Source organism: Yoonia sp. I 8.24 (assembly GCF_022096995.1).
Taxonomy (GTDB): domain Bacteria; phylum Pseudomonadota; class Alphaproteobacteria; order Rhodobacterales; family Rhodobacteraceae; genus Yoonia.
Genome location: NZ_JACXGQ010000003.1, coordinates 291,961 through 315,279 on the forward strand (window position 1 = coordinate 291,961; position 23,319 = coordinate 315,279).

Genomic DNA, 23,319 nt, shown 5'->3' on the forward strand with positions numbered 1-23,319 from the left:
TAGAGGAGCCCGCGATGATCGTATCCCAAATTCTGAAATCCAAAGAAAACGCCGGTGTGGTGTCAGTAAGACCTGGCGACCCTGTGTCTGTCGCCGTGGCATTGCTGTCGGAAAAACGAATTGGGACAGTTGTGGTGTCATCTGATGGGGTGGCGCTAGATGGGATTTTATCCGAGCGCGATGTCGTACGCGAATTGGGCAAACGCGGTGCGTCATGTCTTTCGGATAAAGTATCTGATCTGATGACCGCTAAGCTGATCACCTGCACCCCAGACGAACAGACCGATGCGGTGCTGGAAAAAATGACCGCAGGTCGTTTTCGCCATATGCCCGTGCTTGAAGACGGTAAGATGATCGGACTGATTTCAATAGGTGATATGGTCAAGGCCAGACTATCCGAGCTCGCGATGGAAAAAGATGCGCTCGAAGGGATGATTATGGGGCATTAGCGGTCTTGCAATCTGCGCCGTAATAATATTGCGTGCGCGCAACAATATTTGACGAGGTGCGCCATGCGTGTTGGACTTTATCCCGGAACTTTCGACCCTGTCACCCATGGTCATATCGACATTATACGGCGTGCAAGCACTCTCGTTGATCGTCTGGTGATTGGGGTCGCAATTAACCGCGATAAAGGGCCGTTGTTTTCGCTTGAAGAGCGCGTGGCCATGGTGAAAACGGAATGCGTGCCGCTTGGCGAAGCGCATAATTGCGAAATTGTGGTACATCCGTTTGAAAACCTGCTCATTGATTGTGCCCGTGACGTGGGGGCTGGCGTGATTATCCGAGGTCTGCGCGCGGTCGCCGATTTCGAATATGAATTTCAGATGGTTGGCATGAACCGCGCAATGGATGATTCCATTGAAACCGTGTTTTTGATGGCCGATGCAAAGAATCAGGCGATCGCCTCGAAGCTCGTCAAAGAAATCGCGCGGCTTGGCGGGGATGTGTCGAAGTTCGTCACCCCCTCTGTGAATACTGCGCTGAAGGATCGCTTCGGCGAGTGATAGCAAAGGCAGCGGTGATGTATCTTTTGTATGCGCTGATCATGATCGTTTTTCATCCAGCTTTTATCTACCCGTTTGGTGATGAACCCTTTGAAAATTCCCGGTTTGAAACCGTGATCCTTGCGGATACGCAGGCCAGTTTGCGCGTATCCAATCCTTCGCAGGATGGTACCGCCGTCATGTATTTTATGGGAAATGGTGGATCATTGGCCTATTTTGGGGCGCATTTATCGGTTCATATCGATGCAGGTCGACAGGTGCTTGCACTGGACTATCCGAGCGGCGGCGGCATTCCCGGACAAGTGTCAGAGGCACGGCTAAAGGCGCAGGCTCTTGATGCTTATGATTGGTTGTCCGCGTTTCATGGCGGACCGATTATTGTTCATGGCTATTCGTTGGGCACCGGTTTGGCGCTGCATGTTGCGGCCAATCGCGCGGTTGATGGTGTCATTCTGGATGCGCCATATGCGCGGATGTGCGAACTGATGACACGCGCATCGTGGTTACCAGCATGTTACCTGCCGGGTGTGCAGCGGTGGAATTCACTGGGCTATGCGGATCAAATCGACGCGCCGGTGCTTGTATTACAGGGGACTGAAGATGATTTGATCCCGATCTCTGGCGGGCTACGCTTGGTCGTTCATCTTGAGAATGCGGGACAAAATGTGCAATTTGGGATACTTCCTGGCGCGAACCATCATAACACAGCGCTAAACCCGCATTACGCGGCGCATATCAATGATTTTCTGAGCAAATAAAAAAGCCGACCCACTTGGGGCCGGCTTTTTTATTCATATGAGACCACTCATTAGATCAGTTTTCCCATCGCGACGGCTGTGTCGCTCATCCGGTTTGAGAAACCCCATTCGTTATCGTACCAGGTCAGGATACGGACCATGTTTCCGTCGAGCACTTTGGTTTGATCTAGGTGGAAGATCGATGAATGCGGATCATGGTTGAAATCAGAGCTGACCATAGGCAGATCGGTGTAACCTAAAACCCCTTTGAGCGGGCCGTCGGCCGCTGCGATGATGGCGGCATTGACTTCTTCGACGGTGGTCGCGCGCGATGCTTCGAACGTCAGATCCACAACAGAGACATTGGGTGTCGGTACGCGGATCGCAACGCCGTCCAGCTTTCCGTTCAGTTCCGGCAGCACGAGACCAACAGCCTTGGCGGCACCGGTCGAGGTCGGGATCATTGACAGTGCTGCGGCGCGCGCGCGGTACAGGTCTTTGTGCATTGTATCCAGCGTCGGCTGGTCGCCGGTGTAGCTGTGGATCGTTGTCATAAAGCCTTTGGTGATGCCGATCGCATCATTGAGAACTTTGGCAACGGGAGACAGACAATTCGTTGTGCAAGATGCGTTTGACACGATGACGTCATCCGCCGTCAGCGCATTATCGTTCACACCGAAGACGATGGTTTTATCCGCGTCTTTGCCCGGTGCAGAAATCAACACGCGGCTCGCGCCGTTATCAAGATGCGCTTGGCAGGCGTCTTTGCTGGTAAAGATCCCAGTGCATTCCAAAACCACATCGACATGCGCCCAAGGCAGGTCTGCAGGGTTGCGGATCGCGGTCACATCAATCGGGCCACGGCCCGCGTCAATGGTGGTTTCTGTCGTGGTGACAGTGCCGGGAAAACGCCCATGCACAGAATCAAATCGCAACAAATGCGCGTTGGTTTCCACGGGGCCGAGATCGTTGATTGCAACAACTTCGATGTCGGTACGTCCGCTTTCAATGATTGCGCGCAATACGTTACGACCAATACGACCAAATCCGTTAATGGCAACTTTGACGGCCATGATGCTATCTCCTAAGGGATGACTGTTGGCGCTAACATTGCGATTTATGGCAAAAGGTCAACCGTAGATCGGCACTATCGCCAAATTGCGATGTATTCGATCAACGCCAAAAGCTTGCGAAACAGAAATGGAATAGCGCCCCAATGCATCACGTAGAGGTCAATCACCACAAATCCGGTGATCAAAATGGCAAGTATGAGGGCGATCGTATTCGTCATGCAAAACATCTAACTTGAAGGTGTTAAAAACGTAAGACCTTTGAGAAAGCAAATGAGATGCCCAATCCGACGCTGCCGCCCATTTTCGATTTTCGCACAACTCGGCTCAAGGTTACGCATTGGGGGGAAACTTTGGCGGACCCAATTGCGCGGGCAACACTTTTGCTTAATTTGCCCGGTCTCCTGACCGACGAGGTGACCCGCGATTTGCCACCTTCGTATGTCCTGACGGAGGATGCAGCTGCTTGGGTCGCAGCGCGCCAGCATGAGAGCGATGTTTATCTTATCTCGGAGCAGGATCAGCTGGTTGGGCTGCTAATCCTCTTTGTCGACACACAAAGTGCAGCTATTCACATTGGCTACCTATTTGCACAAAGTGCTTGGGGGCAGGGCTATGCGACTGAACTCTTGTTGGGGCTGATCGCCGCCGCGCCGCCGCCCACCACCTTTTTGGCAGGTGTCGCAACGACAAACCCCGCCTCTGCGCATGTGCTACGTAAGGCGGGGTTTAGGTTGGAAGCTGAACAGAAAGAGCAGGGAATGCTGACGTTTTCGCGAAAGGTTGAAGCCTAGTTCAACCGCCCCATTGTTGCCGCCACATCCGCCATACGCGCTGAGAAACCCCATTCGTTGTCGTACCAGGCCAAGACGCGCACGGTTTTGCCGCCGACAACTTTGGTTTGGTCGGGTGCAAAGATGCAGGATTGCGTTGTGTGGTTAAAGTCGATGCTGACCTTGGCTTCATCATCGTATGACATCACCATGCCCATATACCCACCTGCGGCCTCTGCGACGATGGCGTTTACATCTGCAACGGTCACGGATTTTCCGGCCTCAAATGTCAGATCAACGGCGCTGACATTTGGTGTGGGCACGCGCATTGCGGTCCCGTCGAGCTTGCCCGCTAATTCCGGCAGCACATCACCCAATGCTTTGGCTGCGCCCGTCGAGGTTGGGATCATCGCCATGGCGGCGGCGCGGGCGCGGTATAGGTCGCTGTGGCGGCGGTCTAGCGTGGGTTGGTCGCCGGTGTAGCTGTGAATGGTGGTCATGATGCCGCGCTCAATCCCGATCGTGTCATTCAGAACCTTGGCAAGCGGTGCCAGACAATTGGTGGTGCATGACCCGTTGGACACCATCTTTTCACCTGCGACTATATCGCGGTGGTTCACACCGTAAACAACAGTGCGGTCAACGTTTGACGCCGGTGCCGAAATCAGCACCTTTTTGGCGCCGCGCGACAGGTGAACGGCGGATTTTTCACCATCGTTAAACTTGCCCGTACATTCGAGCACAACATCCACGCCGGACCAGTCCAGTTCTTCGGGGTCATAGGTCGACATCACATCAATCGGCCCACGTCCCAGATCCAGCGTGTTGCCGGAAACTTTGATTGGGCTGCCAAAACGGCCATGCACGCTGTCATATTTCAGCAGGTGCGCGTTTGTCTCAATCTGGCCAGTGGCGTTGATCTTGACGACTTGCACATCGTTGCGCGCGGCCTCGGCGATATGTGCCAATGTGCAGCGGCCAATGCGGCCAAATCCGTTGATCCCAATGGTGACAGTCATGTGCCTTGCTCCTATGCGTCGCGTTAGGGGGTCGATAGGCAATGAGAAGGATTCTGAAAAGCCTGAAAATAGCAAGTTTTCAGTATGTTAGCGATAACTTTAGGTGGTTGCGCTAACTGTTTTCGCTAACAGGTATGCACTCGCGGTGATCCGCCGTGGCAACACCATTCCATGACCAGAGGTCAGAATATATGTTTTGCCGCAAATGCAGGTGAGGGGCCGACACCGGCTGGCTTTACGCTGATGTTGGAAAAATGAGACAGTCGACGACCGATTATGCTGCAATAGCAAAAACGGCATTCGCATAAGTATTAAGAATTCATTACCTTTTAAGTCAGGTTAGATAGTTAGCTTTGTGGTCGGTATGGTCGCGAAAATTGTACGCGCAGAATGGGTATCTAACAATGTGCGTTATTAATAGAGAAGTAAAAATCCATGAAACTACAATTGCTCAAGAATTCATTGCTGGCCGGCGCCAGCGTTTTGTTGGTGCAACCTGCATCTGCCGGGTCTTTGGCTGAGCCGATTGCCGAAACTGCTATTGTCGCACCGCAAGCGGCGGCTGTGACCGATTGGTCAGGCGCTTATGCAGGTGGTACGCTTGGGGGCGTTTCGGGCTCATCACTATTTTGTCAGGAAGGCTATGAAGAAACCTGTGAAGACAATCCAAACGACTTTGACCAGCCAACGCCTGCACCTGAGGGTGCAATTTTCGGCCTGACAGCCGGTTACAACTGGCAGCGCGGTAATATTGTCTATGGTGTCGAAGCCGATATTTCCAAGGCGTCTGCCGAAGGCGACACTGGGGACACGGATGACTTCGGCTGTGGTGAAGAATGCCAAACAGATATTTTAGCCGCGGCAACATTGCGTGGTCGCCTTGGATACGCCACGGGACAGTGGCTGCCTTACGTGACCGCTGGTGTTGGCGCATTGGAGGTCGAAGTCGGCTTTCCCATATATGACCCAGCGACGCTGAACACCGCGCGCGTGACTACGCCAGTTGCGGGCCTTGGTGTCGAATACATGATGAATTCGGGCCTTTCTCTAAAAGCAGAGGCGCTGTACTTTTTTGAATCCGACGAGCTTGTCGAGGCCGCAACCGACCCTTGCGGCGATCCCTGCGGTGCAACCAAAATCGACGCTACAGTCGTCCGTTTTGGCGTGAACTATCACTTCTAGTTCCGGCATTGAAAAACGGTAAAATGGGCGCGAAAGCGCCCTTTTTGTTTTTTGAAGTCCCCATCTTGCGCGCCTGGCCGTCGGGAAATCTGTCTTGACCTGCCATGTTGCGCTAACGGTTTGGCGCGCGGTTGCTATATTGCCGAATCCAGAGGCATCTGGTGCCTAAAATTGGCTTGGTTTAGGTAAACGAGCATTCAGGTAAGGAATACTATTGTTGTTGAAGTCGAATCCATATCGCACCGCAGCAGTTGTAACGGTCCTTGCATTTTCTAGCCAGATTGCGTGCGCCGACCCGTTCAACTGGAATCTGGCCGAAATATCCGAAGGCCATGTTACTTTTGATAATGGGGAACGTGTAGACTACCGGGTGGGGTACATCATAGGGGGCAATTATTCTGAAATGTCAGTACTGATTGATCGCGCGCCTTTAGGGTCAAGCCTTTCAGATCAAGTTTTGATGCATGGAATGGCGAACGAGAGGCCCAAGGTATTCGCATTGGAGAACCTTCTCGTTGTAGAAGAAACAGGAACCCCTTGGGGGCAAGAGGCCGCATTAACCTATGTCAGGTGTTGGCAGCCCGGTCCGCTATTTGTAGAGGTAAAATGCCCAAACCCCCTATTGCAACAATAGAGAACGCCGCCATTTAATTTTATTACCCAAACGGTCCGATGCCAGTGCACATTTCCGATGGGACAAGGAAAAGGCGATAGGACACATAAGTATCGGCATCGCCCTCTTGAAGGACGCCAGAGGTGCAGCGACCCGCAGAGTTGTTCACCGAAATACTTTTGGTGTGAAAGAGCAGTTCACCCGGGGCAGGGTACTCGATGAGTACATCAGGGCCGCCGCACTCCAAAGTACATTGCGTAACTTGGTTTGTGTTCGGAAACTGTCCGCCGTAGCAGAACATGCCATCTTCAAAGATTTGATCTGCGATGCCGCGTTCGCGCGTCTCTGACGTGTCTGCAGTCAAGGTCTTGAAATTACCGACTAAGACGTCACCAGAGTGGATCAGTTCGAACCAAAATGTCAGCTCTGCGACGTTTTGTTCGGGGTGGTCGGCCATATGTGCTGCACTGTAAACACGCTGATAACAGGGCAAGTCGTGACCGTTGGCCATCGCTGAATGTGCATAGCCCAACGTTATAGACGTAAAGATAGCCAGCTTTGATGAAAATTTCATAGGCGATGGCCTTTGCTGACATCGAATATCTATATTTCGCATTCTACTGTAAGAAAGGTGGCGCAGTCAGCGCCACCACTAACGACTTATGCGTCGCCCGTGAACTTTGCGAGCAGTTCATCAAGATCCAGCCCAAGCGTATCGAGAATGCTCAGATCGACACCTTTTTCTTCGATAAAGCTTTTTGCGGCGGATAGGTCGAGGCCCTTGAGCATTGATGCATCAATGCCCGCGCCGCTGAGTGTTTCTGCCAAATCAAAATCACTACCGCCCAATGCGCCAGCGGCTTTGCCGATCATGTCTCCGAAATCCATTTTAGTCTCCGTAGCTAAGGCGCGAACAGTGGCGTCGCGCGGTTTAAAAATGGGCTCCGGAAATCATCCCGACGCCCATTGTCTTATTTGATCAGTGATTTGACCATCGCTGCAGTGTCTTCGGCGGTGATGCCAAATTCTTGGAACAGGCGATCCGCCGGGGCAGAGGCGCCAAAGCCGGGCATGCCGACAAAGCCTGCCTTTTTGTTGTTGCCACGCTCGCCCATCAGCCATTTGTCCCAACCCAGACGCACGCCTGCTTCAACAGCGACCCGCACTGGGCCTGCTGGAAGCACTTTGCGACGGTAGGCTTCGTCTTGGGCTTCGAACAGTTCCCAGCAGGGCATGGACACAACGCGGGTCCCGATACCTTCGGCTTGCAGCAGGTCGCGCGCGGCAAGCGCCACTTCGACTTCGGACCCGGTTGCCATCAAGATCGCCTGACGTTTGCCTTCGGCATCTGCAAGGACATAGGCCCCTTGCGCGGTCAGGTTCTTGGTTTTGTGCTCTGTGCGCACAGTGGGCAGCCCTTGGCGTGACAGGCACAGCACAGAAGGCGTGGTGGTCGATGTCAGCGCCATCTCCCATGCCTCAGCTGTTTCCACCGTATCCGCAGGGCGGAATACATGTGTATTAGGCGTCGCGCGCATCATGGCAAGATGTTCAACCGGCTGGTGGGTTGGGCCGTCTTCGCCAAGCCCGATGCTGTCATGGGTCATGACATAGGTTGTGGGCACGCCCATCAGAGCGGACAGACGCATAGAGCCACGCGCGTAATCTGTGAAGCACATGAATGTGCCGCCGTAAGGGCGGGCACCGCCATGCAAGGCCATGCCGTTCATCGCAGCAGCCATGCCATGTTCGCGCACGCCGTAGTAGATGTAGCGGCCTTTGCGGTTCTCAGGTTCAAAGATGCCCATATCCGCTGTCAGCGTGTTGTTTGAGCCGGTCAGATCGGCAGAGCCGCCGATAGTTTCCTGCATGAGCGGGTTCACAACGGCCAAAGTCATTTCTGACGATTTGCGGGTCGCGACCTTGGGGGCGTCTTCGCTGATTTGCTTTTTCAATGCGCGGATAGCAGCAGAGAGTTTCTTTGGCGCTTCGCCAGCGTAGGTGCGGTTGAATTCCGCCTGTTTGGTGCCGGACAGATTGGCAAAGCGGGTTTGCCAATCTGCACGTGTGGCGGCACCGCGCGCGCCGATGGCTTCCCATGCGGCTTTGACATCTGCGGCAACTTCGAAATCGCCCAGTGGCGCACCGTAAAGCTCTTTGGTGGCGCGCAGCTGGTCGGCATTGGTCAATGCGCCGTGCCCCTTGGAGGTGTCTTGCGCGGCATGGCCCAAAGCGATGTGTGTTTTACACGCGATCATAGATGGGCGCGGGTCGGCCTTAGCTGCGGTAATCGCGGCATCAATCGCAACCGGGTCATGCCCATCGATTTCTTGGACATGCCAACCAGAGGCCACGAAGCGCGCAGGCTGATCAGTGATATCAGCCATATCAACGGTGCCGTCGATGGTGATGTTGTTATTGTCCCAAAGCACACAAAGGTGGCCCAGCTTTTGCATACCGGCAAGGCCGATGGCCTCTTGGCTGACGCCTTCCATCAGGCAGCCGTCGCCTGCAATCACATAGGTTTGGTGATCAATGATCTTTTTACCCCATGTGGCGCGCTGAATTTCTTCGGCGATGGCAAAACCAACCGAATTGGCGATGCCTTGGCCCAAAGGACCTGTGGTGGTTTCGATACCGCGCGCATGGCCGTATTCAGGGTGACCGGCAGTTTTTGCGCCCCATTGGCGGAAATCTTTGATCTGTTGCAGCGTGATATCTTCGTAGCCCGTCAGGTACATCAGACCGTAAAGCAACATTGACCCGTGACCCGCAGAGAGAATAAACCGATCACGGTCGGGCCATTCAGGGGTCTTTGGATCGAAATTCAAGTGATTTTCGAACAATACAGTCGCAACATCGGCCATGCCCATCGGCATGCCAGAGTGGCCAGAGTTCGCAGCAGCAACCGCATCAAGTGTGAGCGTACGAAGGGCGGCGGCTTTGTTCCAATGTTCAGGGTTGGCGGCGCGCAGGGCTTTGATATCCAAGGTGGTCACATCCTATTCAAAAGGTAAATGTCTTGCTTGCCTGCGTCATATCAGGGTGAAGCCTAAGATCAAGCGTGACAGTTAAGTCGTTCAAATGAAAAGACAGCTGTGATTTGCGACGCATCGCGTGATGGCATAGTCTGGACTGCAAAAGGCACGATTCGGATTGGTAGCAATTAGACTGGATCAAATTTCAGCACGCACCGGGCGACTGAATACAAACGGTCTCTCGTCGTTGGCAGGACATGTGTTGACGCGCGAGCAGATCAAAAGGACGAGCAGATGAGTGAAATGAGTGCATTGGAAGGTCGGATTACAACGGCTTTGGACCGGATCAGGCAGGGGATTGAAACCCAGCAGGCCAGCGATGGCGACGCAGAATTGCGTGCGGCATTAGAAGCTGAGCGTGCGGCAAATGCAGAGCTGGTCGCGCGTGTCCGTGCGCTTAAAGAGCGTCAAGACACCCAAGTCGCCAGCCTGACAGACCGGGTTGAAAAACAACGTGTGCAATTGGCCGCCTATGACGCGCAAATACAGACACTGCGGGCGTCGAATGCGCAGATGCGTGAAATCAATACAAAGCTGCGCGATGCGGTGACCGAAGGTTTGACCCCTGATCTGGTGAACGCCGCCGTTGCCGCAGAATTGCAAGCCATACAAGACCAGCGCAACGCAGAAGCCGCTGAAATTGATGCGATTTTGACGGAACTGAAACCATTGGTCGAGGAGACATCCCATGCCGCAGGTTGAAATCACAATCGGAGGTCGCAGTTTTGAAGTTGCCTGTCAGACCGGTGAAGAACAGTTTTTGCATTCCGCTGCCGCCATGCTTGATACCGAAGCTGCGCATCTGTCGGGCCAGATTGGCCGGATGCCCGAAGCACGCATGCTGTTGATGGCGGGTCTGATGTTGGCAGATAAAACTGCAGGTCTCGAAGCCAAACTCGAAAAAAGTGCCACTGAATTCGAAGAATTACGCGCCCGGATCGCGTTTCTTGAGGCGCAACCCGCACCAGCGCCCGAACGTATCGAAGTGCCCGTGGTCCCGGCCAGCGTGACAGAAGCGCTTGCTGAAATCGCGGCCCGTGCAGAAGCGCTGGCAGATCAGGTTAGCCCGAAAACCTAAGGCAATTACTTAGAAAAAATTGCCCCGAGGGTCCCGTCTCGGTGCATTTTTTTGATGGTGTCGTAAGATCCGATTTTTTTGCCATGCGCATAGACCATCGGCAGGCTGATTTCGGTGCCGTCTTCTGGAAATGCCAAATGCATAGTCGGGTCTTTGCTGACGTCGACCGTTTTAAAAGCAACGCCAACCTCTTGCAGAAGGGCACGTGTCTTTGCATCTGGGCTAGACGCGTCGAATTCATTCAATTGGCGCATAAATAGGACAACGCCGTTGTGCGTAACAATACCTTTGACGAGCTTTTCTGCGCTCTCTTTTTCGTCATATTCGCGATAATGTGTCGTCTTGCCATCCGCTTGTGGCACCTGCCGATCCATCCAATCATTCATTTCCGTATGAGACATACGTTCGTTGGCAGCAGTGTAGCCTTTATTCGCATCGTTTGCGGTCTTGAAATCGATGGCTTCATCTCCAAGCCGCGGTTTCGTACGTCTATAACCGCCGGGCGGGCGATTATAGCGTAGAAGCACGATGCCGACAGCGAGGAGAAGAAGTGGGCCTATGATATCTGCAATTGCAAAATCATATTCAAGCATTCGCTTCGCGAATTTGGTCGGCTGCGTTTTTGTCGAACGTCACGCCGTTATCCGCAAACAATGTGTCCAATTCGCCTGACAGCATCATTTCGGTGATGATGTCGCATCCGCCGACAAATTCGCCTTTGACGTAAAGCTGCGGGATGGTTGGCCAATCGGAAAAATCTTTGATGCCTTGGCGGATTTCGTCGTCGGCCAATACGTTCACATCGCTATAATCGACGCTCATAAAGTTCAAGACACCAGCCACGCGGGATGAAAACCCACATTGCGGCATGGTTTTTGTGCCCTTCATAAACAGGACAACATCGTTGTTGGTGACGGTGTCTTTGATTTGGGTTTCAGCGGTCATGGGTACTATCCTTTGATTGGCCCCAAAATGGCGTCTAATTGGGGAGCAAATTTTGAGCCTAGAGGTGGCGAATTACGCAGGTGCTTTTGTGGTCAGTGCCAACGCGTGCAATTCGCCGCTATCGATTTTTTCTTTGAGCGTGGCGTTCACCGCGCGTTGCTGCTGAATACGGTTCATGCCACGAAAGCTCTCGTCGATGACTTCGGCGGCGAAATGCGCGCCATCGTCGCCTTGCACGGTGATCGTCGCGTCGGGAAAGTTTTTGCGCAGCAGTGTTTCAATGTCAGTGGCGGTGATTGGCATAAGACGTCCTTTGGTCGGTTCCCTATAATCTAGGGGCAGGGGAGTTGGGCGGCAAGGGGCCGCCCCTGACAGTTTTAGGCCACTGCTGCAGCAAATGCGCTGCGGAAGGTTGCAGACAACGTGTCGAGCGGTGCCTCATGGGCGCCAAAGCTGACGTTTTCGCCGCCCACTTTGCCGACGGTTGTCAATGTCACCCCGGCGCCACCAGCCGCGAGCATCAGCGCCTCAGCCATATCAAAGTTACAGCCGATCAGATAGCGGGCTTGGTCTTCACCAAACAAACTTGCGGTGTCCTCGGCGTCAATGCTGATCCCGACGCCAGCTTTTTCTGCCAGTTCAAATGCGGCAAGCGCCAGCCCGCCATCGCTGAGATCGGTACAAGCCGTGATCATCGCGTGATTTTCGCGGATGAAGTCACCGTTGCGCTTTTCCGCGTCCAGATCGACAGCAGGCGCGTCGCCTTCGGCGCGGTTGAATACCTCGGCCAAGAGGGCGGATTGCCCAAGATGGCCATCGGTGTCGCCAACAAGCAGCAAAACATGACCCTCGCGGATTTGGCCGTTGATCATATCGTCTGACTGACGAATGATCCCGACCGCACCGATTGTCGGTGTCGGCAAGATGCCTGTGCCATCTGTTTCATTGTACAGCGACACGTTGCCTGACACGATGGGCATGTCAAGCGCCGTTACAGCAGCGCCGATCCCTTCGATTGCACCGACAAATTGGCCCATGATTTCAGGCTTTTCTGGGTTGCCAAAGTTCATGTTGTCGGTGGTTGCAAGCGGGGTCGCGCCCACAGCGGTCAGGTTGCGATAGGCTTCGGCGACGGCTTGTTTGCCGCCCTCAATGGGGTTGGCTTTGACGTAGCGCGGGGTCACATCACTGGTGAAAGCCAGCGATTTATCAGTCCCGTGGATGCGCACAATGCCTGACCCTGCGCCGGGGGTGCGGGCCGTATCGCCCATAACCTGTTGGTCATATTGTTCGTAAACCCACTGTTTGCCCGCGTAGTTTGGGCTGCTGATCAGAGCCTTAAGACCATCAATCGGGTTCACGTCGGGCGTGTCTGTCAGCGGTTCGGCCGCTGGTGTCGGCACCCAAGGGCGGTCATATTCTGGCGCAGAGCCTGACAGCGTTGCCAATGGCAGATCCGCTTTCACTTCGCCGTTGTGGACAACGATAAACCGATCTTCGGCGATGGTTTCACCCACAATCGCAAAATCAAGATCCCATTTCTCGAACACGGCGCGCGCTTCGGCTTCGAGTTCAGGCTTGAGCACCATCAGCATACGCTCTTGCGATTCTGACAGCATCATTTCGTAGGCGGTCATGTTCTCTTCGCGCTGGGGCACATTTTCGAGCGTCAGTTTCACGCCAAGCCCGCCTTTGTCGCCCATTTCAACCGCAGAGCAGGTCAGCCCGGCGGCGCCCATGTCTTGGATTGAAATCACCGCGCCCGTGGCCATCAGTTCGAGCGTCGCTTCCATCAGGCGCTTTTCGGTGAACGGATCACCAACTTGGACGGTGGGGCGCTTTTCTTCGATTGTATCGTCGAATTCAGCCGAAGCCATTGTCGCGCCGCCAACACCGTCACGCCCGGTTTTCGCGCCAAGATACACGACAGGCATCCCAATGCCCGACGCCGCAGAGTAAAAAATCTTATCCGTATCGGCCAGCCCAGCCGCAAAAGCGTTCACAAGACAGTTGCCATTATACGCAGGGTCGAACCGCACTTCGCCGCCAACCATTGGCACGCCAAAGCAGTTGCCGTAACCGCCCACACCGGCGACAACGCCGTTCACAAGCTGGCGTGTTTTGGGATGCTCAGGCTGGCCAAACGAAAGCGAGTTCATCGCCGCAATGGGGCGCGCACCCATGGTAAAGACATCACGCAGGATGCCACCAACGCCTGTGGCCGCCCCTTGGTAAGGTTCAATGTAAGAGGGGTGGTTGTGGCTTTCCATTTTGAAAACAACCGCTTGGCCGTCCCCAATATCGACAATGCCTGCGTTTTCACCGGGGCCGCAGATTACCTGTGGGCCTTCGGTAGGCAGGGTGCGTAGCCATTTCTTAGAAGATTTGTAGGAACAATGCTCGTTCCACATGGCCGAAAAAATGCCCAGCTCTGTAAAAGTTGGCTCGCGGCCGATGATCTCGAGGATGCGGGCGTATTCATCAGGGCTGAGCCCGTGTGAAGCGATCAGGTCATCAGTGATCATCGGTTCGGTCATGGTCGTCTCCCAAGCAGCGTTGCGGCCTTGTAAGGCCTTGTTGCGCTGGTTGGAAGGCGGTTTTTCCGGTGCGACGTTAATTCCTGTTGCGCGCTGCGTGCGTATATATTGGGGAAAGGAGGTTGGCAAAAAAAATGCCGGGCGCAGGGCCCGGCGAAGTCCAACAGGGAGGTGAAAGCGATGAGACTGTAAGCATCTTCGCTTTCAAGGGGTCAGATAGGGCGTAAATTTTACGCAATCAAGAAAAAATACCTGCGATTCTTGCAATGCCGTCATGCGTTTTGCGCATGCCTACAGCTTTAGGTGGAATAATAATAACTTACCGTCCTAAGTCGAGTGTCAGGCCAAAGACCAGAATAACATCTGAATGGGCTTTTCCAGAGGGGCCGCCGATTAATCCGCGTCCGGGCATGGCTTGAACATAGAAGGGGCCGCATTCCGTATGTAGGCCGCCGACGGGAATCCATCCATTATATTGATACTGCACTGTGTCGCTTAGTTCGGGGTAATGTGCCGTGCCAATAAATCCGGCAGCGCTGCAGTGGTCCCCTTGCCAAAAATCGCGTGATACCGTCACAAACGCTGCGGTATTGCGAAAACTATTGCGCAAGGAACCGGCGGTGATATCGGCCCAACCGCCGTTCCAAGTCAGTGCGAAACCAGGATTGATTTCGTTTAAATCGACGTCCATTTCATTATTTACATGGCGGCTGCCAAGCGGGACGCGGATTTCGTCGGGGATAATGTCCCATCCCCAAAGCTGCGAAGGCAGCAACAAACAGGCCGCGACAGCGGCACTTTTTAACAGTTTCATCGTTAACATCCATTGAACACGCACAGCGATATGGGCGCACAAAAGGGTGCTCGAAATCGTCGGTGCTGGTTTACTCGTGACGCGATGCCCAACATGGGCGTAGGTTTAACTTACAGCGAACTGATGTTGCAGCCAACAAAATGTTTAACAAATGGTAAACGTCTTAAAGCGGGATTAGTTCCCGCGATAGTTAATCAAGGTATTGTTATCGTAAATAAATCAGCGCTAATGGCGTTATGTGGGTTCACTCGCCGTTTGCGTGTTGTCACGTAATTTGCGGCGGTGGGCAAAGATTTCATCTTGGACAAAATCACGGAATGCGCTGATCCGCTGAGATTGGCGCAGCTCTTCTGGGTAGGCCAGAAAGACGGGAACTTCGCCACTTTCTAAATCGGGCAAAATACGGACTAGCTGCGGGAACCCTTCGACAAGGTAATCCGGCAAAACGCCAACCCCAAGACTATTCACAACCCCTTGCCAAACCCCAAAGTAGTTATTCACGGTAAACAGGCTGTGTACATCGTATGTCATCAGGTGTTGCACCAATGTGGCGCCCGCATTCACTTGGGTTGAATTGGGGCTTTGGCAAATCAAACGGTGGTTTGCGATATCCTCAATATCATTGAGCATCCCGTTTTTCGCGATGTAGTCTTCAGAGGCGTAAAGCCGCATGCGCACCGACATCAACCGTTTGCGGATCAGATCTGCTTGTGATGGCTCTTTCATCCGGATGGCGACATCGGCTTCGCGCATGGGCAGATCAAGTACGCGTTCTTCGAGCATCAGGTCGATTTTTAGATCAGGGTATTTTTCGTAAAGCTTCGGCAGGCGCGGGGCCAACCACATGGTGCCAAACCCGGTGGTCGTTGTGACGCGCAATTCTCCAAAGACTTCTTCTTCACTGTCTTTGATGCGGGCTTCCGCCGCTTCTAGCCGCTTGTTCATAGATTTGGTTGCGTCAAACAGCAGTTCACCCTGTTCCGTTAGGATCAGCCCGCGTGCGTGGCGATGAAATAAGGTCGTGTTGAGCGATTCTTCGAGCGCGCGGATTTGGCGACTGACCGCAGATTGGGACAGGTGCAACGTGTCGCCCGCGTGGGTCAACGACCCTGCATCCGCGACCGCGTGGAAAATCCGTAGTTTGTCCCAGTCCATACTCGCCTACCTGTCGTTGACCAAAGGTAATTACCCCGTCTACCTACGCTATTGCTGCAAAGAGTTGCAAACTGATCGCGGCCCATTTCGACCATTTTGGATCAAATACGCGCTAAATTCGGAGAAATCAGCGGGTTCATGCGCAGATAATCCGGGATTGGCGCTTAGATGGGCGATTCTTAGAACCACATTTGCCCCAGCGCACAAATTGTCATTTTTTTGTTGCCGTGATGTGCTAATCTAAGCGTCACTGAAATCACGGGCCAGATGAATATGTCTAAACTTGAACGCCAAGTCGCGCGCGATATTTCCTATGCGACGGCTGTCAAAGGGCGCAGTGGGCGTGTTCTTGTCCGCGCTATGGAGAATGCGACGGGGCGGTTTTCGCTTATTCGGCGCGCGCGTGGTTATGACGCTGATGTTGCCGCGGGCCAAGACTTTTGGGACGTGATCGTCGCACGCTACGGGCTTGAACTCGATATTATCGCAGGCGCGCTTGAAAATATCCCCGCTTCCGGACCCGTCGTTGTGGTCAGCAATCATCCCTACGGTATCTTAGATGGATTGATGCTGGGGCGCATTCTGTCGCACCGCCGCTCAGGAGATTTTCGCGTGCTCGCACATGAGATTTTTCAGCGTGCACCTGATCTGAAACGGGTGATCTTGCCGATCTCATTTTTGCAATCCAAAGAAGCCGCCAAGTTGAACCTTGAAACACGTGCCGCGGCGGTAAGCTATCTATCGCAGGGCGGCGCGATTGGCGTGTTCCCCGGCGGCACTGTGTCGACTTCTGCGACCCCGTTTTCGGCCCCGCTTGACCCTGGCTGGCGCACGTTCACCGCTAAAATGATCTCAAAATCGGGCGCGACGGTCGTTCCGGTTTTCTTTGAAGGTCGCAACAGCCGTTTTTTCCAACTTGCGAGCCATATCCATGCCAACCTACGCACTGGCCTGTTGATCCGCGAGTTTCGCAAACGGGTGAATAAACCTGTGCGCGTCGTTATCGGAGAGCCCATTTCCCCGGAGACATTGGCAACCTATAAAAAAGACCCCAAAGCATGCATGGATTTCTTGCGCAAAGCCACGTATGACCTAAGCCCAAGCCCGATTGACGCAAATCAATACGGGCATGAGTTTGAAGAAATACACAAGGTGCGTGATGGCGGTCGGGATATTCGATAGCGGTTTGGGTGGGCTGACAGTGCTGGACGCTGTCGCAAAACGCCTGCCTGATGTGCCACTTGTTTATATGGGCGATAGCGCCCATGCGCCATATGGCGTCCGCACGCCAGATGATATTTACAATCTGACCACATCCGCCACCCAACGCCTATTTGACGAAGGCTGCGATCTGGTGATCTTGGCCTGCAACACGGCCTCCGCGGCGGCGCTGCGGCGGATGCAAGAAAGCTGGGTGCCGCAGGGCAAACGCGTGCTGGGTGTATTCGTACCGATGATCGAGGCCCTGACCGAACGGCAATGGGGTGATAATTCGCCACCGCGCGAAGTTGCGGCCAAACATGTCGCGCTTTTCGCGACGCCCGCCACCGTGGCCAGCCGCGCATTTCAACGGGAACTCGCGTTCCGGGCCGTTGGAGTTGATGTCGAGGCACAAGCCTGCGGCGGGGTTGTCGATGCGATCGAAGATGGGGATATGATCCTTGCGGATGCGCTGGTGCGCAGCCATGTGGATGCGTTGATGCGCAAAATGCCGCAACCAGATGCGGCCATTCTTGGCTGCACCCATTACCCGCTGATGGAGACAGAGTTTCAGGCCGCCCTTGGTCCCGACGTCAAAGTCTTCTCTCAGGCCAATCTGGTTGCCGAAAGCCTCGCCGATTATCTGGCCCGGCGTCCTGAAATGGTCGGGCCGGGTCAGGTTTCGACGTTTTTGACAACGGGCGATCCTGACAAGGTCTCTTCACGGGCGACACAGTTCCTGCGACGACAAATCACATTTACCGCAGCTTGAACTTACCTCATTTCCATCCCAAAGGGATAAAACTATGACACATAACGTCGCCATTCTTGGCGCTTCTGGCTATACCGGTGCCGAATTGGTCCGGTTGATTGCCACACATCCGAGCCTCAACATCGTCGGGCTTTCTGGAAACTCAAAGGCGGGTATGGCCATGGCTGATGTTTTTCCGCATCTGCGCCATCTGGACTTGCCTGTCCTGACGACCATCGAAGACATGTCTTTTGATGGGGTCGATCTGGTGTTTTGCGCCTTACCGCACGCCACGTCACAAGCGGTGATTTCAAAATTGCCGATGCATTTGAAAATCGTGGATCTTTCCGCTGACTTCCGGCTGCGTGACCCTGCGGATTACGAAAAATGGTATGGTAAACCCCATGCCGCCGTCGAGATGCAAAAAGAAGCCGTGTACGGGCTGACCGAATTCTACCGCGAAGAGATCAAGAACGCGCGGCTTGTGGCCGGCACCGGGTGCAATGCCGCAACGGGGCAATATGTGCTGCGTCCTTTGATCGCTGCGGGGGTGATTGATCTTGATCAGATTGTGATGACCCTGCTGGCGGCCGTGTCTGGGGCAGGGCGTAGCCTGAAAGAAAACCTGCTGCACGCAGAGCTCTCCGAGGGTGCGCATGGTTATGCCGTGGGCGGCACACACCGGCATTTAGGCGAATTTGATCAAGAGTTTAGCGCAATCGCTGGCCGCCCTGTGCATATCCAGTTCACACCCCATTTGATCCCGGCCAACCGGGGTATTTTGGCGACAACATATGTGCAAGGTGACCCGCAGGTGATCTTTGACACATTGAACGCCGCCTATGCGGATGAACCGTTCATCGAGATGCTGCCAATGGGTCAGGCACCGTCGATCAAACATATCCGGGCATCGAATTTCTGCCACATCGGGGTGACGGCCGACCGGATTGCAGGGCGTGCGATTGTGATTGCGGCTTTGGATAACCTGACTAAAGGGTCATCCGGGCAGGCATTGCAAAATGCGAACCTGATGCTGGGCCTGCCTGAAACCGAAGGGCTGATGATGGCACCGGTATTCCCATGAGCGGGCTTAAGAATCTCAAAAAGCGGCGGCGTATTCAGGTGATCGGCATCGCCGGGGCCTGTGTCGGGGCGATCCTGACGGCACTTTGGTTTTTGCCTGAAGATAGTTTTCAGTACTTCCGCTCACCCAGCGAAGTTGCCGCCGCACCGCCCGCCCCGAACGAATTATTTCGGATCGGTGGGTTGGTTGAAACGGGATCGCTTGTGCGCGGCCAAGGGCAAGAAATCACCTTTGCGGTGACGGATGGCGGTGCTGTGATCAATGTGGCCTACAATGGTATCTTACCTGATCTTTTCGCCGAGGGTCAGGGCGTCGTTGGGCAAGGGCGTTACATTAACGGCACCTTCGAAGCTGTTGAAATTCTTGCTAAGCATGATGAAACTTATATGCCTAAAGAAGTCATTGATGCGCTGAAGGATCAGGGCACCTATGTTGCACCGGACGGTGCCGACGCGACACATTAACCTCTCTCAGGCAGCCTTCATGTCACGCAGACATGAGGGCTACCGATGCAATCCATTACGCAAATCGCCAGTGAAATTGTCGCCCGCGAGGGCGGCTATGTGAACGACCCCGACGATCCCGGCGGAACCACGAATTATGGTGTGACGATCCACACGATGCGCAGGCTCGGTATGGATTTGACTGGGGACAATCAGGTGACAGAAGATGATGTGCGCGTACTGACCCGCGCCCATGCCGTGTCCATTTTTGTCGAACATTATTTCCGCGCGCCCAAAATCGACAAGCTGCCAGAACCGCTGCACGCGACGGTCTTTGATATGTATGTGAACGCGGGCGTCCACGCGGTGCGGATACTGCAACGGCTGCTCAATGAAATGCGGATCGCGGCGACCGTGGATGGCCAGATTGGTCCGCAGACGATTGCTGCAACGGCGCGTGCCTTTGCGGCTGCGCCAGATCATATGGTTGATGCTTATGGGATCGCGCGGCGCAATTACTATTATGATTTGGCCGCAAATCGCCCTGCCAGTCGCAAATATGCGCGCAGGCGTGACGGTGGCAAAGGTGGCTGGATCACCCGCGCCGAAGAATTCATAGACCCGCGCTATCATCTGACGGAAACACAACATAAACAAAGGGTTGCGAAATGGGCTTGATAACCGGGATCATGGGTTTCCTATTTGGTGATGGGCGCAATGTGATCGCTGACACCGCCGAAGTGTTTCGCGAAAACGCCGAAAACGGGGCTGTCCGGGCCGCAGACGCGAAATCGCAAAGCCTGCAACAATTTGCTGCCGAATTTGTGCATCCGCGCCGGGGGCTATTTGACCGCTTGGTGGATGGGCTGAACCGTCTGCCGCGTCCGATGTTGGCGCTTGGCACGATTTGGATGTTCATCGCGGCGATGCGCCAACCAGATGAATTCATCAAAGGTATGGAAGGGCTTGCGCTGGTGCCTGAGCCACTTTGGTGGCTGATGGGGGCAATTGTGAGCTTTTATTTCGGGGCGCGCCATCAAGCCAAAGAGCAAGATTTCCAGCGTGCCGTTGCAGGCACGGTCGCGGCCGTTCAGGCGCATAAAGCCGCGCGCAGCGACAACCCGGCCTTGGATGATTGGCAGGCCCAGAATGGATAGGACATGGTTTGACAAGGTCGAGCAACGGCTAAGTTCGATTGAAACCCGCAACGCCGTGGACGAAGTGCACCGCGATAATGTCGCGGACCGTCTTGGCGCGATAGAAGACACGCTCAAATGGCTTGTGCGTTTGATTATCGGTGGGTTTTTGATGGGGGCGCTGACCTATGCGTTGCAGGGTGGCTTCCGGCTGTGACATGTCGCGTCAATATGTATCGCTGAAATATCCGCGAGCCCATGTCGCACCGTCGAAATTTGGGCTATGACTGCGGGCATGATTACTGAACTTGGACATTTCGCGCTGATTCTGGCCTTTGGTATTGCCATTGTGCAAACAGTCATTCCGATGATTGGCGCCCACCGTAATAACCCCAGTTGGATGGGGGTTGCTGAACCCGCAGCGATCGCACAGTTTTTGCTGGTCTCCTATTCCTTTGGGGCGCTGACCTGGGCCTTTGTAACCTCTGATTTCTCGCTGCAATTGGTCTTTGCCAATTCGCATACCGATAAGCCGATGATCTACAAAATCAGTGGCGTTTGGGGCAACCATGAAGGGTCGATGCTGCTTTGGCTGGTGATTCTTGCGCTGTTTGGCGCGAGCGCGGCTGTGTTTGGCGGCAATCTGCCCGCACGTTTGCGCGCGCGGGTACTGGCAGTGCAGGGTGCGATCGGCGTTGCGTTTTTCGCGTTCATCTTGTTCACGTCGAACCCTTTCTTGCGGCTCGCGGTGCCGCCGCTGAATGGGCAGGATCTGAACCCATTGCTCCAAGACCCCGGTCTCGCGTTTCATCCGCCATTTCTTTACCTTGGGTACGTTGGCCTAAGCATGGCGTTTTCTTTTGCGATTGCAGCCTTGATCGAAGGCAAAGTTGACGCTGCATGGGCGCGTTGGGTGCGCCCATGGACATTGGCGGCGTGGGTGTTTTTGACGCTTGGAATCGCGCTGGGGTCGTGGTGGGCCTATTACGAATTGGGCTGGGGCGGTTTTTGGTTCTGGGACCCGGTTGAAAACGCGTCCTTCATGCCTTGGCTTATTGCTGCGGCCCTATTGCATTCCGCAATCGTCGTCGAAAAGCGCGAGGCGCTGAAAAGCTGGACAGTTTTGCTGGCCATTCTCGCGTTTGGATTTTCGCTATTGGGCACATTTATCGTGCGCTCCGGCGTGCTGACGTCGGTACATGCATTTGCAACAGACCCTGCACGTGGCGTGTTAATTCTGGTTATTCTCGCAGTGTTCTTGGGCGGTGCGCTGACCCTATTCGCAGCCCGCGCAAGCGCGCTAGAATCCAAAGGCGTCTTTAGCGCGGTCAGCCGCGAAAGCGCACTGGTGTTGAATAACGTGCTGCTTGCGGTCTCATGCTTTGTTGTCTTTATCGGGACGATCTGGCCGCTGATTGCGGAAATGCTGTTTGGGCGTACGCTTTCCGTCGGCCCGCCGTTTTTTGAAGCTGCATTCACCCCCTTCATGGTCGCCTTGGCCGTTGTCCTGCCTGTCGGGTCGATCCTTGCGTGGAAACGCGGGAACGTGTCGCGGGCGATCAAGCCGATGGTGCCTTGGCTGATATTGGCAATCGCGCTTGGCGCATTGGCCTATGCAATTCAGACGGAACGCACAGCCTTAGGGCCGATTGGCGTGATCTTGGGTGTTTGGGTCGTGGGCGGTTCTATCGCTGATCTTTGGATGCGCAGCGGGCGCGGTGGCATCAAGGCGCGCCTTGGCCGGATCACACGGTTGCCCCGTGCGGATTGGGGCAAAGGTTTTGCGCATATGGGGATGGGCGTCACAGTCTTTGGCATTGCCGCGATGATGGCTTGGGAAATCGAGGATATTCGCGTGGCCGAGGTTGGCGACCGCTGGGACGTTGGCCAATTCAGCTTTACGCTGGACGAGGTGCGCCAAGTCGAAGGACCCAATTACGTGACCACCATGGCGGATATGAGCATCTGGCGTGGTGATAAGCAGTTGGGCATACTGAGCCCTGAAAAACGGTTCTACCCCGTCGCGAAAATGCCCACCACAGAGGCCGATATCCGCAATGGTATCCTGCGTGATATCTATGTGGTGATTGGTGATCCGCAGGTAAATGGCGGCTATGCGGTACGTGTTTACGTCAAACCCTTTGCAAATTGGATTTGGGGTGGCGCGATCTTGATGGCTTTGGGGGGCTTTATCTCCTTGTCTGACCGTCGTTTGCGGATCGGCGCAGCGGCAGCAAAACACAAACAGATGGTGGCGGCGGAATGAAGCGCTTGGTTCTCATGCTTTGCCTATTGGCGGCACCCGCTTTTGCGGTCGAACCAGATGAAATTCTGGACGACCCAGTATTAGAGGCACGCGCGCGCGAATTGTCACAAGGGCTGCGCTGCCCGGTCTGCCAAAATGAATCCATCGATGAATCGCATGCCCCGGTCGCCCAAGAATTGCGCGTGGTGTTGCGTGAACGGCTTGTGGCGGGCGATACCGATGCGCAGGTCGTCGACTACATGGTGTTCCGCTATGGCGAATACGTTTTACTACGCCCCGATGCGCGGGGGGCAAACCTTATCCTTTGGCTGGCGGCCCCATTGATGTTGCTACTGGCACTGGGCGTTGGCTGGGCCACAATTCGACGCAAGGCTGATGCCGCAGAACCGCTGAGCGCGGATGAAGAAGCGGCGTTGGAAGAAATCCTGAAACAGTGACGCCCCGTCGTGCTTTGCACCGATAGCCAAGGCG

Annotated in this window: 28 protein-coding genes; 16 read left to right on the forward strand and 12 right to left on the reverse strand. The window is 54.5% G+C overall.

Going from position 1 to position 23,319, the window contains the following annotated elements; all coding sequences use genetic code 11:
* Positions 1-14 precede the first annotated feature (14 nt).
* From Yoon_RS07200 to Yoon_RS07210, 3 genes are all read left to right on the forward strand, one after another.
* Positions 15-449: a CBS domain-containing protein gene (locus Yoon_RS07200; RefSeq protein ID WP_238111439.1), complete on the forward strand. Its 435-nt coding sequence runs from the start codon at positions 15-17 to the stop codon at positions 447-449.
* A gap of 63 nt (positions 450-512) precedes the next feature.
* A complete protein-coding gene (gene coaD / locus Yoon_RS07205) occupies positions 513-1,007 on the forward strand; it encodes a pantetheine-phosphate adenylyltransferase (RefSeq protein WP_238111440.1) in 495 nt (164 codons plus the stop codon).
* 17 nt (positions 1,008-1,024) lie between these two features.
* Complete coding sequence (locus Yoon_RS07210) at positions 1,025-1,765, forward strand: alpha/beta hydrolase (RefSeq protein WP_238111441.1); 741 nt, start codon at positions 1,025-1,027, stop codon at positions 1,763-1,765.
* A 50-nt stretch (positions 1,766-1,815) separates the two neighbouring features.
* On the opposite strand, the gene gap (Yoon_RS07215) is transcribed toward Yoon_RS07210, so the two are convergent.
* Positions 1,816-2,817 carry a type I glyceraldehyde-3-phosphate dehydrogenase gene (gene gap / locus Yoon_RS07215; protein ID WP_238111442.1) on the reverse strand — a complete coding sequence of 334 codons (1,002 nt, stop codon included), beginning with the start codon at positions 2,815-2,817 and terminating at the stop codon, positions 1,816-1,818.
* Between the two features lie 74 nt (positions 2,818-2,891).
* Positions 2,892-3,035, reverse strand: a complete 144-nt coding sequence (locus Yoon_RS07220; RefSeq protein WP_238111443.1) for a hypothetical protein — start codon at positions 3,033-3,035, stop codon at positions 2,892-2,894.
* A 57-nt stretch (positions 3,036-3,092) separates the two neighbouring features.
* Between Yoon_RS07220 and Yoon_RS07225 the strand changes: the two genes are divergently transcribed.
* Positions 3,093-3,608 carry a GNAT family N-acetyltransferase gene (locus Yoon_RS07225; protein WP_238111444.1) on the forward strand — a complete coding sequence of 172 codons (516 nt, stop codon included), beginning with the start codon at positions 3,093-3,095 and terminating at the stop codon, positions 3,606-3,608.
* On the opposite strand, the gene gap (Yoon_RS07230) is transcribed toward Yoon_RS07225, so the two are convergent.
* A complete protein-coding gene (gene gap / locus Yoon_RS07230) occupies positions 3,605-4,606 on the reverse strand; it encodes a type I glyceraldehyde-3-phosphate dehydrogenase (protein ID WP_238111445.1) in 1,002 nt (333 codons plus the stop codon). The two genes, Yoon_RS07225 and gap (Yoon_RS07230), sit on opposite strands and share 4 nt — an antisense overlap.
* Before the next feature lie 435 nt (positions 4,607-5,041).
* On the opposite strand from gap (Yoon_RS07230), the gene Yoon_RS07235 reads away from it, so the two are divergent.
* On the forward strand, positions 5,042-5,788 hold the full coding sequence (locus Yoon_RS07235) for an outer membrane protein (RefSeq protein WP_238111446.1): 747 nt from the start codon (positions 5,042-5,044) through the stop codon (positions 5,786-5,788).
* A 656-nt stretch (positions 5,789-6,444) separates the two neighbouring features.
* Here Yoon_RS07235 and Yoon_RS07240 read toward each other — a convergent pair.
* The 3 genes from Yoon_RS07240 to tkt all read right to left on the reverse strand — a co-directional run bounded on the left by Yoon_RS07240 (position 6,445) and on the right by tkt (position 9,391).
* The gene (locus tag Yoon_RS07240) at positions 6,445-6,975 is read right to left on the reverse strand and encodes a hypothetical protein (protein ID WP_238111447.1); all 531 of its coding nucleotides are present in this window, start codon (positions 6,973-6,975) and stop codon (positions 6,445-6,447) included.
* Positions 6,976-7,061: 86 nt separating this feature from the next.
* Positions 7,062-7,289: a hypothetical protein gene (locus Yoon_RS07245; protein WP_238111449.1), complete on the reverse strand. Its 228-nt coding sequence runs from the start codon at positions 7,287-7,289 to the stop codon at positions 7,062-7,064.
* An 83-nt stretch (positions 7,290-7,372) separates the two neighbouring features.
* Positions 7,373-9,391, reverse strand: coding sequence for a transketolase (tkt, locus tag Yoon_RS07250; RefSeq protein ID WP_238111727.1), 2,019 nt, complete (start codon positions 9,389-9,391; stop codon positions 7,373-7,375).
* Between the two features lie 282 nt (positions 9,392-9,673).
* Here tkt and Yoon_RS07255 point away from each other — a divergent pair, with 282 nt between their 5' ends.
* On the forward strand, positions 9,674-10,141 hold the full coding sequence (locus Yoon_RS07255; protein ID WP_238111450.1) for a hypothetical protein: 468 nt from the start codon (positions 9,674-9,676) through the stop codon (positions 10,139-10,141).
* On the forward strand, positions 10,128-10,517 hold the full coding sequence (locus tag Yoon_RS07260) for a cell division protein ZapA (RefSeq protein ID WP_238111451.1): 390 nt from the start codon (positions 10,128-10,130) through the stop codon (positions 10,515-10,517). Before Yoon_RS07255 ends, Yoon_RS07260 begins: the two co-directional genes overlap by 14 nt.
* Positions 10,518-10,522: 5 nt before the next feature.
* On the opposite strand, the gene Yoon_RS07265 is transcribed toward Yoon_RS07260, so the two are convergent.
* The 6 genes from Yoon_RS07265 to Yoon_RS07290 form a co-directional block, all read right to left on the reverse strand.
* On the reverse strand, positions 10,523-11,110 hold the full coding sequence (locus tag Yoon_RS07265; protein ID WP_238111452.1) for a hypothetical protein: 588 nt from the start codon (positions 11,108-11,110) through the stop codon (positions 10,523-10,525).
* The gene (grxD, locus tag Yoon_RS07270; RefSeq protein WP_238111453.1) at positions 11,103-11,462 is read right to left on the reverse strand and encodes a Grx4 family monothiol glutaredoxin; all 360 of its coding nucleotides are present in this window, start codon (positions 11,460-11,462) and stop codon (positions 11,103-11,105) included. Before grxD ends, Yoon_RS07265 begins: the two co-directional genes overlap by 8 nt.
* A gap of 72 nt (positions 11,463-11,534) precedes the next feature.
* Positions 11,535-11,765: a BolA family protein gene (locus Yoon_RS07275; RefSeq protein ID WP_238111454.1), complete on the reverse strand. Its 231-nt coding sequence runs from the start codon at positions 11,763-11,765 to the stop codon at positions 11,535-11,537.
* A gap of 74 nt (positions 11,766-11,839) precedes the next feature.
* The gene (gene purL / locus Yoon_RS07280; protein WP_238111455.1) at positions 11,840-13,999 is read right to left on the reverse strand and encodes a phosphoribosylformylglycinamidine synthase subunit PurL; all 2,160 of its coding nucleotides are present in this window, start codon (positions 13,997-13,999) and stop codon (positions 11,840-11,842) included.
* A 319-nt stretch (positions 14,000-14,318) separates the two neighbouring features.
* Entirely contained in the window at positions 14,319-14,813 is a 495-nt protein-coding gene (locus tag Yoon_RS07285) for a hypothetical protein (protein ID WP_238111456.1), read from the reverse strand.
* Positions 14,814-15,047: 234 nt separating this feature from the next.
* On the reverse strand, positions 15,048-15,968 hold the full coding sequence (locus Yoon_RS07290; RefSeq protein ID WP_238111457.1) for a LysR family transcriptional regulator: 921 nt from the start codon (positions 15,966-15,968) through the stop codon (positions 15,048-15,050).
* Between the two features lie 273 nt (positions 15,969-16,241).
* Between Yoon_RS07290 and Yoon_RS07295 the strand changes: the two genes are divergently transcribed.
* The 9 genes from Yoon_RS07295 (at position 16,242) to Yoon_RS07335 (ending at position 23,285) form a co-directional block, all read left to right on the forward strand.
* Positions 16,242-17,150 (forward strand): lysophospholipid acyltransferase family protein, encoded by a 909-nt coding sequence (locus Yoon_RS07295; protein WP_238111458.1) that lies wholly within the window; start codon positions 16,242-16,244, stop codon positions 17,148-17,150.
* The gene (locus Yoon_RS07300; RefSeq protein ID WP_238111459.1) at positions 17,128-17,940 is read left to right on the forward strand and encodes a glutamate racemase; all 813 of its coding nucleotides are present in this window, start codon (positions 17,128-17,130) and stop codon (positions 17,938-17,940) included. The genes Yoon_RS07295 and Yoon_RS07300 overlap by 23 nt, the downstream gene beginning before the upstream one ends.
* A 34-nt stretch (positions 17,941-17,974) precedes the next feature.
* A complete protein-coding gene (argC, locus tag Yoon_RS07305; protein WP_238111460.1) occupies positions 17,975-19,003 on the forward strand; it encodes an N-acetyl-gamma-glutamyl-phosphate reductase in 1,029 nt (342 codons plus the stop codon).
* Positions 19,000-19,467 carry a cytochrome c maturation protein CcmE gene (gene ccmE / locus Yoon_RS07310; RefSeq protein WP_238111461.1) on the forward strand — a complete coding sequence of 156 codons (468 nt, stop codon included), beginning with the start codon at positions 19,000-19,002 and terminating at the stop codon, positions 19,465-19,467. Before argC ends, ccmE begins: the two co-directional genes overlap by 4 nt.
* Before the next feature lie 45 nt (positions 19,468-19,512).
* Positions 19,513-20,124, forward strand: coding sequence for a holin-associated N-acetylmuramidase (locus Yoon_RS07315; protein ID WP_238111462.1), 612 nt, complete (start codon positions 19,513-19,515; stop codon positions 20,122-20,124).
* Complete coding sequence (locus tag Yoon_RS07320) at positions 20,115-20,603, forward strand: holin family protein (protein ID WP_238111463.1); 489 nt, start codon at positions 20,115-20,117, stop codon at positions 20,601-20,603. The genes Yoon_RS07315 and Yoon_RS07320 overlap by 10 nt, the downstream gene beginning before the upstream one ends.
* Positions 20,596-20,799, forward strand: coding sequence for a hemolysin XhlA family protein (locus Yoon_RS07325; protein ID WP_238111464.1), 204 nt, complete (start codon positions 20,596-20,598; stop codon positions 20,797-20,799). Before Yoon_RS07320 ends, Yoon_RS07325 begins: the two co-directional genes overlap by 8 nt.
* Positions 20,800-20,877: 78 nt before the next feature.
* Positions 20,878-22,848 carry a heme lyase CcmF/NrfE family subunit gene (locus Yoon_RS07330; RefSeq protein WP_238111466.1) on the forward strand — a complete coding sequence of 657 codons (1,971 nt, stop codon included), beginning with the start codon at positions 20,878-20,880 and terminating at the stop codon, positions 22,846-22,848.
* Positions 22,845-23,285: a cytochrome c-type biogenesis protein gene (locus tag Yoon_RS07335; RefSeq protein WP_238111468.1), complete on the forward strand. Its 441-nt coding sequence runs from the start codon at positions 22,845-22,847 to the stop codon at positions 23,283-23,285. Before Yoon_RS07330 ends, Yoon_RS07335 begins: the two co-directional genes overlap by 4 nt.
* Positions 23,286-23,319: the final 34 nt, after the last annotated feature.

Bases quoted from the DNA above. Each gene is read 5' to 3' on its own strand.
- Yoon_RS07260 (WP_238111451.1), top strand. From the start codon at position 10,128: ATGCCGCAGGTTGAAATCACAATCGGAGGTCGCAGTTTTGAAGTTGCC.
- Yoon_RS07240 (WP_238111447.1), bottom strand. From the start codon at position 6,975: ATGAAATTTTCATCAAAGCTGGCTATCTTTACGTCTATAACGTTGGGC.
- Yoon_RS07210 (WP_238111441.1), top strand. From the start codon at position 1,025: ATGTATCTTTTGTATGCGCTGATCATGATCGTTTTTCATCCAGCTTTT.
- Yoon_RS07220 (WP_238111443.1), bottom strand. From the start codon at position 3,035: ATGACGAATACGATCGCCCTCATACTTGCCATTTTGATCACCGGATTT.
- Yoon_RS07275 (WP_238111454.1), bottom strand. From the start codon at position 11,765: ATGCCAATCACCGCCACTGACATTGAAACACTGCTGCGCAAAAACTTT.
- Yoon_RS07290 (WP_238111457.1), bottom strand. From the start codon at position 15,968: ATGGACTGGGACAAACTACGGATTTTCCACGCGGTCGCGGATGCAGGG.
- coaD (WP_238111440.1), top strand. From the start codon at position 513: ATGCGTGTTGGACTTTATCCCGGAACTTTCGACCCTGTCACCCATGGT.
- Yoon_RS07315 (WP_238111462.1), top strand. From the start codon at position 19,513: ATGCAATCCATTACGCAAATCGCCAGTGAAATTGTCGCCCGCGAGGGC.
- Yoon_RS07295 (WP_238111458.1), top strand. From the start codon at position 16,242: ATGTCTAAACTTGAACGCCAAGTCGCGCGCGATATTTCCTATGCGACG.
- Yoon_RS07325 (WP_238111464.1), top strand. From the start codon at position 20,596: ATGGATAGGACATGGTTTGACAAGGTCGAGCAACGGCTAAGTTCGATT.
- Yoon_RS07300 (WP_238111459.1), top strand. From the start codon at position 17,128: ATGGCGGTCGGGATATTCGATAGCGGTTTGGGTGGGCTGACAGTGCTG.
- Yoon_RS07265 (WP_238111452.1), bottom strand. From the start codon at position 11,110: ATGCTTGAATATGATTTTGCAATTGCAGATATCATAGGCCCACTTCTT.
- Yoon_RS07320 (WP_238111463.1), top strand. From the start codon at position 20,115: ATGGGCTTGATAACCGGGATCATGGGTTTCCTATTTGGTGATGGGCGC.
- purL (WP_238111455.1), bottom strand. From the start codon at position 13,999: ATGACCGAACCGATGATCACTGATGACCTGATCGCTTCACACGGGCTC.
- gap (WP_238111442.1), bottom strand. From the start codon at position 2,817: ATGGCCGTCAAAGTTGCCATTAACGGATTTGGTCGTATTGGTCGTAAC.
- Yoon_RS07330 (WP_238111466.1), top strand. From the start codon at position 20,878: ATGATTACTGAACTTGGACATTTCGCGCTGATTCTGGCCTTTGGTATT.
- grxD (WP_238111453.1), bottom strand. From the start codon at position 11,462: ATGACCGCTGAAACCCAAATCAAAGACACCGTCACCAACAACGATGTT.
- ccmE (WP_238111461.1), top strand. From the start codon at position 19,000: ATGAGCGGGCTTAAGAATCTCAAAAAGCGGCGGCGTATTCAGGTGATC.
- Yoon_RS07235 (WP_238111446.1), top strand. From the start codon at position 5,042: ATGAAACTACAATTGCTCAAGAATTCATTGCTGGCCGGCGCCAGCGTT.
- Yoon_RS07245 (WP_238111449.1), bottom strand. From the start codon at position 7,289: ATGGATTTCGGAGACATGATCGGCAAAGCCGCTGGCGCATTGGGCGGT.
- Yoon_RS07255 (WP_238111450.1), top strand. From the start codon at position 9,674: ATGAGTGAAATGAGTGCATTGGAAGGTCGGATTACAACGGCTTTGGAC.
- gap (WP_238111445.1), bottom strand. From the start codon at position 4,606: ATGACTGTCACCATTGGGATCAACGGATTTGGCCGCATTGGCCGCTGC.
- Yoon_RS07335 (WP_238111468.1), top strand. From the start codon at position 22,845: ATGAAGCGCTTGGTTCTCATGCTTTGCCTATTGGCGGCACCCGCTTTT.
- Yoon_RS07225 (WP_238111444.1), top strand. From the start codon at position 3,093: ATGCCCAATCCGACGCTGCCGCCCATTTTCGATTTTCGCACAACTCGG.
- Yoon_RS07285 (WP_238111456.1), bottom strand. From the start codon at position 14,813: ATGAAACTGTTAAAAAGTGCCGCTGTCGCGGCCTGTTTGTTGCTGCCT.
- Yoon_RS07200 (WP_238111439.1), top strand. From the start codon at position 15: ATGATCGTATCCCAAATTCTGAAATCCAAAGAAAACGCCGGTGTGGTG.
- argC (WP_238111460.1), top strand. From the start codon at position 17,975: ATGACACATAACGTCGCCATTCTTGGCGCTTCTGGCTATACCGGTGCC.